Consider the following 14,060-nt stretch of genomic DNA (forward strand, 5'->3'; position numbering starts at 1 on the left):
TCTGAACGTTCCTGTGACGGCGGACAGACCGTGACGATGGGTGGCTGTCGTAGTGCGCTTTCATAATGTCCGGAGTGACATTGTCTGAAACGGCATTCCGGGTTGCGCCACCGTGTCCGGCTGACGGCTGTATGTTGACGGCTGTGTCCGGCGCATGAGACCTCACCTGTTGTCAGAACCGGACGAGGACAATGCCGCTGTCACCGCGCTCACAATCTGGTGCCGCATCCCGGAGGTCGAAGGTCACGGCGTTCCTGAGCGATTCGGGCGGGCTCGTTCTGCTCTGGGTTCTGGACAGTGTCCTGGGTCATCGCGTTGCGACGGAGTTTGTGCTGCTGTTCCTGGGGGCGGACCTTTTGCGTCATGTCGTCCGGCGAATCCCGGTTCCGCTCATGTGGTGGGCCGTGAATGGCTCAATGGGCGTTTTTATCATTGCGGAGCTTGTTTTCGGGACGGCGACGCTCGAACCGTGGGAAGGCACGGCGACGATCGCGCTCTTTGCGCTTGTGTTTCTGGTCGGTGCATGGATGCGGCCTCCTCTGCTTCAGCGCCTGTTCGAACAGGCGCAGGGCGCTCCGTTTCCGGTGCGACCGGAAATAAGCCGGTATTTTCGTTATCTGACGCTCTTCTGGTCAGGCCTGCTGCAGGTGGTGACGCTGCTGGATATCTGTCTGTCGGTGACGCATTTTGCCGGGGAATACCGGAGCGTTGCTGAGACCGTGGCGCCCGTTCTGGCTGTAGTGGCCGGCGTGGCCATCACCAGGCGGTCTGGTCGCAGGCTTTTTCTCCGGCTCAGCGGGAAGCGGACATGAATAAGGGCCGGGGTCCGGCTTGTGTCGCCGGTGCGGCCGTCTTTGGCGATTGCGGTCGTCACCGGACCCGGCATCCGGAATTCTGGTGTTCTGGTTCTGACGGCGGAATTATTCCGGGCTGCCTGGTCTGACTGACAGGAGCTCCACTGCCGCCTTTCCTGGCGGGTCCTCGTCATTGAACTCCTGATGCGGCAGCAGGACGGCATGGCTGTCCTCCTGTTCATGCTCTCTCAGAAGGCGCTGGAGATTTCTGGCGACGACCGGATAATCCTCCAGCATCCGCTCGAAGCGCGCTGCCGGAATGACCAGCATGAGACCGAACTGCAGGGCGCGCACGGTGCCTGGCATGGGGCGGCGGTCCACCACTTCCACGGCGCCGATGAGATCCCCTGCACCGAACCGGACGTCCCGTTCGGCTACATGCATTTCGGCGAGGCCGGCGCTGAGAAAATAGACCGAGTGAGGCTTATGGCCACGTCTGAGAATGATTTCTCCCGATGACGGAAAACGCAGCGAGGTCGTCATGGCGAGGTCGTGCAGCGCGGCGACAGGGAGCCCTTCGAACACTTTCGCATTCCGCAGCCGGTCTTCGATGTTGTTCTTGAGATTGAACGTCATCGGCCGGTCCAGGCGCTGGCGGCGGCGGTCTACGTCACGGTGCAGTTCGCGATACAGTTCGTCGCTGATCAGGGATTCGGCGTGCAGGGAGTCGAATTCCTGATTTTCGAGCCGCAGTACGATCTGCCGGAAGATCCTGTTCTCCAGCGCTTCTGAATAGCCCGGATAATGCAGGCGCAGGGTGGCGAGTGCTTCATCGAGCATTTTGCGCTGGCGGGAGAGTGTTTCGGAGACGATCTCGCTGACGCGGCTGCCCAGGGTGGGTTCCATGCGCTCGCGAAGGAAGCGGGTGAGCGACAGAGAGACGAGATGCGTGACCATCAGCATCTCAAACCGCTCGGCCATGCAGACCATCAGAGGGCGGTCGTAATGCAGGCGATTGTGAATTTCCTGGGCGACGCGGAAGCGGAGCGATGGCCGCAGGCGGCGTCTGATGGCCCGTACGTAACCGAACCGGCCCTGCAGGCGGGCGCCGTCGACCATGGCATCCGATGTCCGGAGCAGATTTTCCATGACCCGGCGCGACAGGCCCTGAATGCGGAACAGATCCAGCAGGATCGACCGCTCCTGGTTGGCGATGGTGATCAGGGCGAGGGTTACACGCTGACGATCGCCCAGAGCGGTGTCGAATGTGTTGGCGGACTGCTCCTCCTCGCTGCGTTCATCGAGGCCGTCGATCACGGAGCGGGTGGCATCGGGAGAGAAGCCGAGCTCGTCTCCGGTTTCTCGGGCGCGGGCGGCGACTTTTTCGAGCGCGATGCCCACCACCTGGTGCCGCATGGCCTGATCCATGGGGGAGAGCTGATCGAGCCTGAGGAACAGCACCACCGAGCGCAGGGTCGTGCCGTTGACCAGGAGGGTGATGAGAACGAAGCCGGTGGCGATGATACCGATGAAGTGTGCGACCGGTGTGGAAATATGCTGATTTTCGGTGACGGCCAGGGCGAGCGCCAGGGTGATCGCGCCGCGCAGGCCGCCCCAGACCATTGTGACCTTGAAGGGGGTGGGCACGGGGGGCGAGAGGCGCGTCATGGCCAGAAGCGGCAGCAGGCCGAACACCACCGATGCTCTGGCGACCAGCCCGGCCAGGCTGGCGATGAGAATCAGCACGATATCCCAGCGGGTCATGCCGACCATCAGGCGCGGCACGAGCATCGAGGCCAGCACGAACACCAGTGAACCGGCCCAGAAGACGAGCTGCTGCCAGAGTTCGTTGAGGAAGCGCCAGGTCTGGGGGCGGAAGGTCGAGGGGCCGTAGACAGACATGGTCAGGCCGGCGACCGCCGTGGCCACGACACCGGAGATCCCCAGAACGTCATCACAGAAGATGTAGACGATATAGGGGAGCGCGACGGTCAGGGTGGTTTCCGCGGCCGGCGCGTTGCCGAGCACGGTGATCATGTACAGCATTGCCCGCGCGCCGATGACACCGACGACGATCGCGCCGGCGAATGACACGACGAATTCCAGTGCGGCGCTGCCGATCTGGATAGGGTGATGCGACGTGATGGCGCTCAGCAGCACGGCGAAAATCGAAATGGCTGCTGCGTCGTTCAGCAGGGCTTCGCCTTCCACGAGGCGCGTCAGGCGCGAGGAGGCGCCGATATCGCGGAAGATGCCGGCCACGGCGGACGGATCGGTTGTCGCGACGATCGAGCCCAGAAGCAGGCAGACGATCAGCGGCATCTGTGCGAACGGCATCAGGGCCAGGCCGATTGTCGCCGTGGACACGATAACGGCGACGACCGCGAGAAGCAGCACTGTCGCCGTTTCCTCGGCGAGGCGGCGCACATCTATGGCCATGGCTCCCTGGAAGACCAGAACCGGGAGGAAGACCAGGAGGAAGACTTCACTGCTGACGGGGAAATCCAGCAGGGTTTCCGCCACGCCGTTGATGGCGGTGCCGGCCACGCCCGACAGCGAATCCGTATAGGTACTGCGCAGCACCAGATCCGCGCCGCCGCCGATGATGATGCCGACGACGGCGAGCAGGACGGTTTCAGAGACTTCCAGGCGCCGCGCCACGGGCTGCACCGCACTCACGATCACCAGCAGCAGCGCAGTCGCGAGCAGTACTGCCGCCAGGCCCGTCACCTCCATTCATACCCTCCTTCTGCGCGCCGTTCGCCCGGTGCCCGTTACGCATGATCTCACCGCGCCTGCCTGTGAGGACAGACGCACTCTGTCAGTCCGTTCCGCGCGGCGCCCTGACCGCACCGCATGACAGTAGGCGCCCTTTCAGGCGCCGTTATGGCACTATGCCATGATCATGATGAAAGCCGTCATAACGGGTTCATCACGTGATAGCACGTCCGGAACAGGCAGCCTTAACAGGCGCTGGCCGCGGCTCAGGGTTCGTTATGTCCTTCGAACGTGCCTTCCCAGGCCAGGGTTGCCAGAGGAGCCCGGTCCGAGGGGGTTTCGCGCGGTCGGAGGCCCTCGGGCAGCATATCCGACGGACCCTGTTTGCCGATGGCGATGGCGGCGTGGATTCTGAAGTCTTCCGGCGCGGCCAGTCCTTTATGGGCCGCGTCGACGTCGAAACCGCTCATGGCGTGTGTCGCCCAGCCGAGATGGGCGGCCTGAAGCTGGAGCAGCATGGCCGCGGCGCCTGCGTCGAATTCGTGTGTCGTGGCCGGGACGAGGTTACCGGACGGCGACAGCATCACGGTTCGGGAGGCGACATAAATCAGGACGGAGGCTTTCCCGGCCCAGGACTGGTTGAACGGCACGAGCCAGGACAGGAAATTCTCCCATTCCGGCGTTCCGCGTCTTGCGCAGAGAAAACGCCAGGGCTGCGAATTATAGGCGGATGGCGCCCAGCGTGCGGCTTCGAGAATGGCTGTCAGTTCGTCGTGCGACATGGGCGCGTCGATGAACGCACGCGGCGACCAGCGATTGAGGAACAGCGGGACGGTTGACGGCAGCGAGAGGGCGGCGCGACCGGGGGCAGTTGTCATGGAGGAATCCTGATTCAGAGGCACGTTTGGTCCGTATGCTTCCGCCGCTCTTCGGGGCCGCTCTTCGGGAATGCGTCCCGGCGACGTGGGCACCCGCATGATGGCGCTCAGGGGTGGAGAGCGCGGCAGCGGAAAGGATCATAGAACATTCCTGCGGAACGGCCATACATCAGGAGGCACGTCACGTCATGAGACAGGCTTTCCATCATGGACGGAAGATCGGATGGCGCGGGCGAACAGATTTCAGGGACCATGCCAGCGCTGAGTCCGGCGATCCGAATCGACGGGAAGGCCGACGCTCCGGGCGTCGGCGCTTCGGGTCTGTGGGTGGCCTCCTTTAAGTCAGTTCATCCGGTTCAGCGGCTTGAGGCACCGGTTGAGTTTGTTATGCCACGCTGTGCGGCATCGGCGCCGCGGCTCACGTTATGGCCGACGGAACTGACGTCTTTTCCGGCGCCGGAGACTGTGTTGCATGCTGCAAGTGAAAGCAGGGCGGCGCCGAAAGCGGCAATCCGAAGCATGCGTGGCGCGGCCGGTGTCGGTGCGACTGATGTTCCGGAGCGGAACTGCCGGCGCGATTCAGGTGTGTTCATGAGAGCTGCGCTCCTTATTTTCTGGTCGCTTTTTCAACGAAACAGGCGGGAAAAAGTTGCTTCTGTGAGTGGCTTAGCTGCGGGCGGTTCGATGGCCGGAGACAGGCGATCCGGCCCGGTCTGCTGCTGGTCCGGTTTTTTCTCGCTCAGTCTTTTTATGGCCCTGTCCGACGCAGAGGCAGGCTGATGCTGGCGGTTCCGTGACAGCCGCGATACATCCGGTCATAATGACACAGACAGGAAATCAGCCGGGCTCCGCCATGTCCGTTACGCGTGACACTTCTATCCGAGAGACTTCTTCTGCTTCTGAACCGTCTGCTTCCGAAAACGGGCAGGCGGGACAGGACGCTTCGTCGCGGGGATGTTCTTCCGGGGAAAAGGCCGGAGCGGCTTCGGGAGATGGCAAACCCCGTCTGACACCGGCGGCTGAGGCGGCGCGGCTAAAACGGCAGGCGGACGAGGCCGGGGCCTTGCGTGCCAATCTTATGCGGCGTAAGGCGCAGGCTCGCGCGCGGGCGGGGCAGAAGCTCCCTGCGCAGCCTTCTCATCCGGACCCGGAGACCAGTTAATGCCGATTATGCCAGATACATGGATTCGCGACAGGGCGATAAACAATGGCATGATCGAACCGTTTGTTGAGAACCAGAAGCGTGACGGCGTTATTTCATACGGCCTCTCTTCTTATGGGTATGACGCGCGGGTGGCGGATGATTTCCGCATCTTTACGGATGTAAACAGCGCCATTGTCGATCCGAAAGCTTTTTCGGATGACAGTTTTGTCTCACGCAAGGCGGATGTCTGCATCATTCCGCCGAACAGCTTCGTGCTTGCCCATACCATCGAATATTTCCGGATTCCGCGCGATACGCTGGTCGTCTGCCTTGGCAAGTCGACTTATGCGCGCTGTGGCATCATCGTGAATGTCACCCCGCTGGAGCCGGAATGGGAAGGCCAGGTGACGATCGAAATCAGCAACACGACCCCCCTTCCCGCCCGTATTTATGCCAATGAGGGCATCTGCCAGTTCCTGTTCTTCCAGGGCGCTTCTCCCTGCGAGGTCAGCTACGCGGACCGGGCCGGGAAGTACATGCACCAGCGTGGCGTTGCCACACCGAGGCTCTGAGCGATGGATCGTTTTGTTATCCGGGGCGGACGCCCTCTGCGCGGTGAGATCACCATTGGGGGCGCAAAGAACGCCGGGCTGAAACTGATGGTGGCCGGGTTGCTGACGGCCGACCGGCTGGTGCTGACGAATGTGCCGCGGATTGCCGACATTGCGACGATGCGTGATCTGCTGGTGCAGCACGGGATTGCGGTTGAGGACATCAACGGTGACGGCACGGCGTATGCCGTGGGCGGGCAGATCAGCAGTACGGAAGCGCCGTACGACATCGTCTCGAAGATGCGGGCGTCGATCCTTGTTCTCGGGCCGTTGCTGGCGCGGTGCGGAGAGGCCCGTGTGTCGCTGCCGGGCGGATGCGCGATCGGGACGCGGCCGGTGGACATGCATCTCAGAGGGCTGGAGACGCTCGGGGCCGAGATCCGGCTTGAGAATGGCTATATCAACGCGAAGGCTCCGAAGGGGCTGGTCGGGGACAGGGTCATTCTCCCGTTTGCTTCTGTGGGGGCGACGGAAAATCTGCTGATGGCGGCGACGCTTGCGAAAGGTCGCACGGAGATTGTGAACGCGGCCCGCGAACCGGAGATCGGCGACCTCGTCGAATGTCTTAACAGGATGGGCGCGAGGATTACCGGAAGCGGCACCGGGACGCTTGTGATTGAGGGTGTGGAAGCGCTGCACGGTGCCGAGCACCGGATCATGCCCGACCGGATCGAGTGCGGGACCTATGCCTGTGCCGCCGGGATTACCGGCGGTGATCTGCGTCTGCTTGGCGGACGGGTGGACGATCTGGGCGCGGTTGTCCGGGCGCTGGAAGAGACGGGCGTCGAGGTCACGCAGGAATCGTATGGGATGCGGGTTCGCCGGACGGGGGCGCTGCGTGGCATCGATATCATGACAGAGCCCTATCCGGGCTTCCCGACCGACATGCAGGCGCAGTTCATGGCGATGCTTGCGGTGGCCGAAGGCGCATCGATGATTACGGAGACCATCTTCGAGAACCGGTTCATGCATGTGCCGGAACTGAACCGGATGGGTGCGCGGATCAATGTGCATGGATCTTCAGCGATCATCCGGGGTGTGCACGCTCTCTCGGGTGCGCCTGTCATGGCGACGGATCTGCGGGCCTCGTTCTCGCTGATTCTGGCCGGGCTTGCGGCTCATGGCGAGACGATTCTGAGCCGCGTGTATCATCTGGATCGCGGATATGAGGCTGTGGAGCGGAAGCTTGCCGCCTGTGGTGCGAATATCGAGCGTGTGAAAAACTGACCGGCCGGACGGGTCCGGACCCACGCTGGCTGACGGGAGAGGCATCTGATGTCCGACAACCTTGCGCTTGTGGACCGGGAACTGCTGCCGCTTCTCGACCGCCTCGGGCCGGCTGCTCTTGACGGGACTCTTCTGGACGCGGCGCGTGCCGAACGGGCGGGGCCGCCGGGCATGGTCGATAAACTGCCGGTGGAAACCATTGCCCGCCATATTCCCGGTATGCCGGGCGATCCGGAGGTAAGGGTTCTGGTTTCCAGACCGAAGGTGGTTTCCTCCGCGCCGATGCCGGCGATTCTGCATATTCATGGCGGCGGGTTCGTGATGGGAACTGCGGACAGATTTCTGCCTCTTCTGCGGAAATGGGCCGATGATCTGAATTGCGTCGTTATTTCCGTCGATTACCGGCTGTCGCCGGAGACGCCGTTTCCCGGTCCGCTGGATGACTGTTACGCGGCACTGGTCTGGGCGGTCGCGAATGCCGCAGCGCTGGACATCGATGCCGGCCGGATCGGGGTCGCCGGTGAGAGCGCCGGCGGCGGGCTTGCGGCGGGGCTGGCCCTGCTGGTCCGGCAGCGTTCCGGTCCCCGGCTGGCGTTTCAGAATCTGCAGTATCCGATGCTGGACGACAGGACGGGTCCTGACAGTCCGCGCAATCCGGTGACGGGGGATTATGTCTGGACGCGGGAGATGAATGTTTTTGGCTGGCAGTCGTTTCTGGGCACCGCGCCCGGAGCGAAGGGAATTTCGCCCTTTGCCGCGCCGGCGCGGGCCGGGGACCTGAGCGATCTTCCTCCGGCCTATATCGGGGTCGGCACGCTCGATCTCTTTCTGGATGAAGATGTGGACTACGCCCTGCGGATGATCCGTGCCCGGGTTCCGGTCGAACTCGACATTTTCCCGGGAGCGTTCCACGCCTTCGAACTGGAGCCCCGCGCCGGTGTGACGCGGCGCTCGATGGCCCGGCGTACGGAGGCGATGCGTCGCGCCATGGCACGGGAAGACTGATGACTGCGTCGTCTCTGGCGGGTCCTGTCATTCTCAGCGGACGGTATGTCCGGCTTGAACCGCTGTCCGTCGCGCATGTGCCGGCTCTGGCGGATGCGGTCCGTGACGGTGAGCTGTGGAAGCTGTGGTATACGGCGATCCCCTCCCCTGACGACATGATGACCGAAACGGAACGCCGCCTTGATCTGCAGCGGCGCGGTTCCATGCTGCCATTTGCGGTCGTCAGCATGCCGTCGGGCCGGATTGTCGGCATGACATCGTTTATGAATATCGACGCGGTCACGCCACGGGCTGAGATCGGCTCGACGTGGTACGCGCGGAGCGTGCAGCGGACGCCGCTCAATACCGAGGCAAAGCTGCTGTTGCTCGGCCATGCGTTTGACGTTCTGGGCTGCCTTGCTGTCGAATTGCGCACGCATGTGCTGAATCAGCAGAGCAGGCGGGCCATTGAACGGCTGGGGGCGCGGCTGGACGGTATTCTGCGTCACCATCAGGTCATGCGGAACGGCACGATCCGCGATACCTGCGTCTACAGCATTACCGCTCCGGAATGGCCTGCTGTTCAGGCGCTGCTGCGGGGGTGGCTGGATGCCGCGGATCAGGTGGGGGTCGCCGGCTGAAACTTTTGCCGGGCGGCGGCTGACTGAATCCTGTCTGTCGCTGCGGGCGGTCTCATCGGGAGGTGCGCGCAGGGACTTTTATATCACTTGGGCATCAGTTCCCGGATGCGGGCGTAATGCCCTTTTTCTTCTGATACTGCTCGATCTCGCTGCGGAGATTACCGACAGGGGCTGCGTTGATGGTGTCCTGATAGGCGTCGCCGCGCCAGACCCAGCGATCCGATCCGTCGACGACGATATCATACATGCCCTGATGACTGGTCGGCAGGATCGCGATTGAGCCGCTGACTGAATCGAGAACTTTGACCCAGTCATCGCCTGTATGCAGGTAAACGTCTGTCGAACAGCCGGCTGAGCCGCACAGGGCTGCGGACTGAAGCTGGACGAACAGCGCGATCTCGCCTTTTTTCGTCGATAAGGGGGCTGAGCCGATGAGCAGCACGGGCTCTTCATGATGACGGCGGCTGGTCGCGATGTCATCGGCGTTGAGAATCCGTGCCTGTTTATCCAGGTCCGTCCCTGGCTGCTGCGAGAGGACGACCGGTTTCGCGGCCTGCGCTCCCGTGTTCTGCTTATGCCTGGCGGTGTGGTGTGTGGTGCGGGCGTCGGCGCCGGAGGTGAGTCCGGGCGCAGCGGATGTGAGGATGGTGATGCACCCGGCGGCGAAAAATACGCTCAGGCGCGACGCGGGCAACAACTGAGAAAAGGAAACCGGGAAGAAAGTCCGAACCGGAGCCACTGGCCGGTTTATCTGCTGCTCGACAGCGGGCGAAGCAAACTGGCGCAAGGCTCATGGTCTCCGTTATGCGATACATTGCCGACAGCGCGCGATTACGCACCGTCGCAGTCTACCATAGCCGCAATTCGGGAAAGGGGCGATATGACCTTGCAGCCAGATCAGGACGTCACGCCAGGGGTTTACCGTCATTATAAAGGCGGTCTTTACACGGTGCTAGCGACCGCGCGGCACAGTGAAACCGAGGAGTGGTTTGTCGTCTACCGGAGCGAGAGCATGGGCACGTTGTGGGTGCGCCCTCTTTCGATGTGGCTGGAAAAGGTTGGCGGTGTTCCGCGTTTCGCACGCCTGGCGGATGATAGTCAGTCGGCCCCGTGTTCCACGGACGGCGGCCCATAAAAGGCGTTTATAAATTTGCAAGGCGGGGACAGGGCACGCCCTTCGCCCCTTTTATTTTAACAGACCGGGATCAAAGGGACTGCGTCCCTTTGTGGGGTTCGGGGCAAAGCCCTGAAATCCTGCCGTGCCTGTATTTGCAGAATATACAAACGTCATAAAAAACCCCGGATTGCTCCGGGGTTTCTTCAGGTCAGCCTGCGCGGGAGAACGTCCGGGACGTTCAGATCATCGACTTCGAGCGAGCCAGAACGGCGGAGCAGACTTTGCCCTGCGCGGCGGTATCAAGCTGCGGGACACTTGTTGCCTTGCCGGCGATGGACAGTTGGCCTGCGGAGCCGATCGCGTAATCGACATTTCCGTTCTGATCCATCGGGACGGCATTGGTTTTCGCGTTCAGAGCCGTCTGCACGGAATCACCGTCATCATGGGACACGAGCTCGGTCTCGACGCAGTAATTGAGCAGGCCGGCCAGATTGGTCGGTGAGATGGATGCCACTTCCGCAGGGGACGCAGGGCCGATACCCGCTGCCGAAGGACGACCTTCGCTCGTGAATGCAGGCTGAGGCTCCGGCCCGTCATCTGCCAGGGCCGGAAGGGAAGCCGTCGCGAAACCGGCTGCGATGGCGAACGCGGCGAAGGCGCGCGGGGAAATACGGATCATCGAAAGCTCCTGGTTACTTTAATGTCATGTTGCGCCAACCATGCCGGGAGTGCAACGCATAGCGGGCTCATGGCTCCATTCCGGAAAAGAAGAGCAGGCGATCACAATATCGGGAGCATTCCGCGAGGGGAGTACGTGCTGCAAATTCTGGAGCGGGTGAAGGGAATCGAACCCTCGTATGCAGCTTGGGAAGCTGCCGTTCTGCCATTGAACTACACCCGCGCTGTCGTCCCGTATAATAGGGCTGCGCCGTCGTGACAATTGCCAGTTTCGGAGTGGTGATCACAGGTCCGGAATGGTGGGCGCGGTCTGCCGGACATCGGAGCAGGTGGTTTCATGTGAATGGATGACAGGGACCGGGGCGAACCGGGGTGTCGTTTCGGGAACCGTTCAGTGAACGGTTCTGACAGAACGGAGTAATGTATTCACTGAATGTCGGGGAAGCTCTACATAAGGTAATCAGAGACAGAAATGACCGTGTTGCGGCAGTAAACGCTGTCCTGCATGGAAGCAGATTACGGTTCGGGGTCCAGGGGTCAATATGCCGATCATTACACGTTCAGGAAAAGTTCTGACTGTTTCCGGGGGCAACGAACACGTTATTCTGCAGTCGGATTTAGATACATTCAATAAATCAGAATTACTGACGCACCGGAAAACACCGGACAGAAATAAAATAGAAATACATAATTTCGGTGAATTTGAAGTCATAGAAACGAAACAGAACGGTCTTTCCTTTCTGAAAAAGGGTGAGTTTTTTCTCTGCGCCCATGGAGACAGCACCTCTGTGACATGCGACCGGCTGCATCCGGACGACTGGGAAAAATTTATCGTCGTTGCCGATGACGCATTTGACGACGATGTACCAAAAGCGCTCGTGGATGTTGCGCTTTATGACTATTCTTTTGGTCATGCCCGCCTGTCTCTCAGCAAACTGGAAGATATTCAGAGGTATTTTCCTGACAGTGAAGACGCGCTGCTTTATCGCGTAAAACTGACAAAGCTTCTTGATGCGGGACGGTTTTCCCATAACGGGAAAGCCAGGCTCATTATCAACTGCAATCTTCGGGATATGTTCGAATATGAATGGATGAATCATATTCTGGGGCCGCTGGACAGCTTTGAAAGCGCAGATCCTGGCAGCGTGTCCGGCGAAAACCTGGTCATTATAGACCAGCATATCCGCGGACCTCACAAAGTTAATTTTTACAAAAAACTCTATGAAAACTACAATAATATTGCGCTGATCCATCTGAGTGACGAAACATTTGAAGACGACCATAACTGCTACAGGTGGTGCAGCAATGTCTGGAGAAATCTCTGGAGCCCGGTTCTGGCGTCTGAGAAGAAGGTTTCTTTTTTCCCTCTTGGTTATAAGAGCGGATACTTCAGAGATCAGGAGCCAAAAAACTCTCTGGACCGGAAATATACCTAGTTTTTTGCTGGCGATATAAAGAAATCGTCACGAAAAGCCATGTATGACAATATGTCGGAAGTGAAGGGTGGCTATACCCATCTGACAACGTATTTCAACAGTTCCGATGCATTGAGCACTGATGCTTACCGGCTATATATGGATGACAGCATCTTTATCCCCTGCCCTGCCGGCTTCATCCATCTCGACTCTTTCAGGATTTACGAAGCTCTGGAAGCCGGGTGTATTCCGATCGTCGAAAACAGCAGGGATTTCGACTTTTTCACACCTTATCTCGGGGATAATCCGGTGCCGATGATAACGGACTGGAGCGAGGCTCCGGTGCTGATAGACAGGCTTTATCAGTCCGGAAATGTCGAAAACTGCCGGAAGCAATGCTATCAGTGGTGGACGGAGTATAAATCGACGATCAGAGAAAACCTTGCCCGGGACATAAAAAATCTGGGAAGGAGCTTTTTTCTTTAAGAGACTGGCTCAAAGAGCGCCTCGCGATAAATCTTTGATCAGAACAATAAAAGTTTTTGGGTGCCGCCTTTTTGGAAAAAGGCGGCGTCTTCTGAAGAAGCGGGATGGAGTGAATGCTCCGGATCACGTGTTAACATGGTTCACTACCCGATACAGCCTGTCACAGTCTCTGGTCCGCTTTACGGCAGGATCGTTTCGACATTGATCTGCGATTCCGTGTTGAACGGCCGACTGTCAGCCATGTCACCCTGCGGAATGACGGCGTCGACGACACAGTCTCCGTCATGAACCGTGTAGGGAAAGCGGTTTTTATTTTCCACAATGGGCTGAGAGAGACTCACGTCTCCTGTCCCGGAAAAGACGATCTGCCCGAGAAGGATGGAGTCCGGCCAGCGGGCTGAGGTGGGATTGGGGACATTTCCGAAACCGGTGGGATCATTCCATGTAAATGTCTTCGGCAGGTGATTCCGGAAAGCTTTCTGGCAACTGTTGTTGGTGTAGACCATAACGTTATGCGTTATCGTCCACTTTCCGGTCGTATGATAGGAAGAGCGGTTGCCCATTACGGCTGAAACGGAAGCATTGCCAAACAGGCCGACCAGTTTTGTTCCGGGAGCCATAGGGCCGTCCGGATGCACCGGCACTGCGACATAGGCGTTCAGGGTGGGCTTCAGGAGAGTATGTACGCCAAGCAGAAATTCCGCGTCCAGTCCGGTGACTTTGACTTTCTCCGGTGGCGGCACGGCGCCGCTTTCGTCGTATGTGACCTCGATATGCTCGCCCATTGTATAAGGCCCGTTCACGAGATCCGAGCCGTCAAAATTGACAAACAGGCAACTTCCCTGCGCCACGGAAATCTGGACGGGCTTTTCAAAGACATAGTCAAAATGGAAGACTTTCGTGCCGAAGCTGATCTGCTTCAGGATCGTTCCTCCCAGGGCGGCCGCGTTGAACTGGGCGAAGATATCACCTACGCCCTGACCGTCCTTCGGGCACAGACCATTCGTCGACAGCGTTGCTCCGAAGAGTGTCTCGGACCATGGAAATCTGGTGACGGGGTCCTGGGGCCGGGTAATCGCGAATACAAATCCTTTAAGGCGCTTTATGCGTGTGTCTGAACTGATCGGCATTACGGGGAAAGCGTTTTTCTGATCGAAGTTCCGGGATCTCTTAGTGAAAGAGAAATCGCGGGAAACAGTCTGATCGGCGCGGGCGCTGCATGCGCCGCCGGCGATGCCAGATACAATAGCGGTCAGAAGAAGAAAGAATTTAATGCTTGCCGGTTTCATTGTCATATAATGCGTCAATAATGACACAAGGGGAAGTACCGGAACTCTATCCCTGTATTTCAGAGGCTGCCGCTGAAA

The 14,060-nt window shown here is 59.7% G+C and carries 15 protein-coding genes and 1 tRNA gene; 9 read left to right on the forward strand and 7 right to left on the reverse strand.

The window, feature by feature from the left end; translation table 11 throughout:
- The first annotated feature begins 191 nt into the window (after positions 1 to 191).
- Positions 192 to 812 (forward strand): hypothetical protein, encoded by a 621-nt coding sequence (locus tag GOB93_RS08630; protein ID WP_173583096.1) that lies wholly within the window; start codon positions 192 to 194, stop codon positions 810 to 812.
- A gap of 108 nt (positions 813 to 920) precedes the next feature.
- On the opposite strand, the gene GOB93_RS08635 is transcribed toward GOB93_RS08630, so the two are convergent.
- The 3 genes from GOB93_RS08635 to GOB93_RS08645 all read right to left on the reverse strand — a co-directional run bounded on the left by GOB93_RS08635 (position 921) and on the right by GOB93_RS08645 (position 4,983).
- Positions 921 to 3,530: a cation:proton antiporter domain-containing protein gene (locus GOB93_RS08635; protein ID WP_173583097.1), complete on the reverse strand. Its 2,610-nt coding sequence runs from the start codon at positions 3,528 to 3,530 to the stop codon at positions 921 to 923.
- A gap of 248 nt (positions 3,531 to 3,778) precedes the next feature.
- Positions 3,779 to 4,390, reverse strand: coding sequence for a nitroreductase family protein (locus tag GOB93_RS08640; RefSeq protein WP_173583098.1), 612 nt, complete (start codon positions 4,388 to 4,390; stop codon positions 3,779 to 3,781).
- 356 nt (positions 4,391 to 4,746) lie between these two features.
- Complete coding sequence (locus tag GOB93_RS08645) at positions 4,747 to 4,983, reverse strand: entericidin A/B family lipoprotein (RefSeq protein ID WP_242010643.1); 237 nt, start codon at positions 4,981 to 4,983, stop codon at positions 4,747 to 4,749.
- Between the two features lie 260 nt (positions 4,984 to 5,243).
- On the opposite strand from GOB93_RS08645, the gene GOB93_RS08650 reads away from it, so the two are divergent.
- The 5 genes from GOB93_RS08650 to GOB93_RS08670 are packed head-to-tail and all read left to right on the forward strand — an operon-like array spanning position 5,244 to position 8,997.
- Positions 5,244 to 5,552, forward strand: a complete 309-nt coding sequence (locus GOB93_RS08650) for a hypothetical protein (RefSeq protein WP_173583042.1) — start codon at positions 5,244 to 5,246, stop codon at positions 5,550 to 5,552.
- Positions 5,552 to 6,106: a dCTP deaminase gene (gene dcd, locus GOB93_RS08655; RefSeq protein WP_173583099.1), complete on the forward strand. Its 555-nt coding sequence runs from the start codon at positions 5,552 to 5,554 to the stop codon at positions 6,104 to 6,106. The genes GOB93_RS08650 and dcd overlap by 1 nt, the downstream gene beginning before the upstream one ends.
- Before the next feature lie 3 nt (positions 6,107 to 6,109).
- Positions 6,110 to 7,372, forward strand: a complete 1,263-nt coding sequence (gene murA / locus GOB93_RS08660) for a UDP-N-acetylglucosamine 1-carboxyvinyltransferase (protein ID WP_173583100.1) — start codon at positions 6,110 to 6,112, stop codon at positions 7,370 to 7,372.
- 48 nt (positions 7,373 to 7,420) lie between these two features.
- Positions 7,421 to 8,377: an alpha/beta hydrolase gene (locus tag GOB93_RS08665; RefSeq protein WP_173583101.1), complete on the forward strand. Its 957-nt coding sequence runs from the start codon at positions 7,421 to 7,423 to the stop codon at positions 8,375 to 8,377.
- Positions 8,377 to 8,997, forward strand: a complete 621-nt coding sequence (locus GOB93_RS08670) for a GNAT family N-acetyltransferase (RefSeq protein WP_173583102.1) — start codon at positions 8,377 to 8,379, stop codon at positions 8,995 to 8,997. The genes GOB93_RS08665 and GOB93_RS08670 overlap by 1 nt, the downstream gene beginning before the upstream one ends.
- Positions 8,998 to 9,091: 94 nt before the next feature.
- Here the strand turns inward: GOB93_RS08670 and GOB93_RS21495 are convergent, their stop codons facing one another.
- On the reverse strand, positions 9,092 to 9,784 hold the full coding sequence (locus GOB93_RS21495) for a hypothetical protein (protein ID WP_242010644.1): 693 nt from the start codon (positions 9,782 to 9,784) through the stop codon (positions 9,092 to 9,094).
- Between the two features lie 93 nt (positions 9,785 to 9,877).
- On the opposite strand from GOB93_RS21495, the gene GOB93_RS08680 reads away from it, so the two are divergent.
- Positions 9,878 to 10,132: a DUF1653 domain-containing protein gene (locus tag GOB93_RS08680; protein ID WP_173583103.1), complete on the forward strand. Its 255-nt coding sequence runs from the start codon at positions 9,878 to 9,880 to the stop codon at positions 10,130 to 10,132.
- Between the two features lie 220 nt (positions 10,133 to 10,352).
- On the opposite strand, the gene GOB93_RS08685 is transcribed toward GOB93_RS08680, so the two are convergent.
- On the reverse strand, positions 10,353 to 10,793 hold the full coding sequence (locus GOB93_RS08685; RefSeq protein ID WP_173583104.1) for a DUF2501 domain-containing protein: 441 nt from the start codon (positions 10,791 to 10,793) through the stop codon (positions 10,353 to 10,355).
- Between the two features lie 148 nt (positions 10,794 to 10,941).
- Positions 10,942 to 11,015, reverse strand: a tRNA-Gly gene (locus GOB93_RS08690).
- A 565-nt stretch (positions 11,016 to 11,580) separates the two neighbouring features.
- Between GOB93_RS08690 and GOB93_RS08695 the strand changes: the two genes are divergently transcribed.
- Complete coding sequence (locus GOB93_RS08695) at positions 11,581 to 12,228, forward strand: hypothetical protein (protein ID WP_173583105.1); 648 nt, start codon at positions 11,581 to 11,583, stop codon at positions 12,226 to 12,228.
- 15 nt (positions 12,229 to 12,243) lie between these two features.
- Positions 12,244 to 12,693: a hypothetical protein gene (locus tag GOB93_RS08700; protein WP_456304264.1), complete on the forward strand. Its 450-nt coding sequence runs from the start codon at positions 12,244 to 12,246 to the stop codon at positions 12,691 to 12,693.
- Between the two features lie 179 nt (positions 12,694 to 12,872).
- Here the strand turns inward: GOB93_RS08700 and GOB93_RS08705 are convergent, their stop codons facing one another.
- Positions 12,873 to 13,988, reverse strand: coding sequence for a hypothetical protein (locus GOB93_RS08705; protein ID WP_173583107.1), 1,116 nt, complete (start codon positions 13,986 to 13,988; stop codon positions 12,873 to 12,875).
- Between the last annotated feature and the right edge of the window lie 72 nt (positions 13,989 to 14,060).

It is taken from the genome of Acetobacter musti, assembly GCF_011516835.1.
Taxonomy (GTDB): domain Bacteria; phylum Pseudomonadota; class Alphaproteobacteria; order Acetobacterales; family Acetobacteraceae; genus Acetobacter; species Acetobacter musti.